This window comes from Pseudonocardia sp. EV170527-09 (assembly GCF_008369905.1).
Lineage (GTDB): Bacteria > Actinomycetota > Actinomycetes > Mycobacteriales > Pseudonocardiaceae > Pseudonocardia.
In genome coordinates this window covers 1-263 of the sequence record NZ_VRMC01000509.1, presented here as the reverse complement: position 1 = coordinate 263, position 263 = coordinate 1, and the positions used below count along the sequence as shown (strand labels likewise).

At 66.9% G+C, this 263-nt stretch carries 1 protein-coding gene; it reads right to left on the bottom strand.

Annotated elements, in window-relative coordinates:
* On the bottom strand, positions 1-263 hold a 263-nt coding region (locus FVA95_RS29960; protein ID WP_193564461.1), incomplete at both ends, for an urease accessory protein UreD.

Here is a 263-nt window from a genome sequence, read left to right as displayed (position 1 = left end):
CAGCGTGCCGACAACGTGGAAGCCGGCCATGCCCGTCGTCGCATTCAGCACGGGCGATTGCGCGTCGAACGCCGCCGATTCAATCCACAGCGGCTGGCCGTTGCAGCGCAATGCGGTGCGCAAGACGATACGGCCTTCGGCCCACGATTCACCGGCGGCGTGGCGGCCGAGCATGGTCGCGTCCCAACCGATGGCGGTGGCGCCCGGTGCCAGATCCAGCGTCAGGTCGATGATCGGGCAGGCCTGGTTGAAGACGATGTTCT